At 57.6% G+C, this 229-nt stretch carries 1 pseudogene; it reads right to left on the bottom strand.

The window, feature by feature from the left end:
- Positions 1 to 229: pseudogene (locus tag Q4563_RS23375) on the bottom strand (amino-acid N-acetyltransferase); the annotation flags it as partial.

Here is a 229-nt window from a genome sequence, read left to right as displayed (position 1 = left end):
ATCCGGCGTACTTCGCCGGTGTGCTGGAAATCAATGCCATCAATCACGCCCATTGGGCGGGCGGTGACAAAATTGCCGCTGACTACTCGCATGCGGGCACCGTGCATGGGGGAATTGGGCAAGCCGACGGACATGCGGGATTCAATGTCTGCCTTGACGTAACCAACCGCGGCTTTGACCGCGGTTAACGCCTGGCGGTCGGTGATGCGGAAGTCTTTGTAAAAAGTAC

It is taken from the genome of Gilvimarinus sp. 1_MG-2023, from assembly GCF_030548285.1.
The sequence above is the reverse complement of the archived record's forward strand: the minus strand, read 5'-3'. Positions and strand labels throughout refer to the sequence as shown.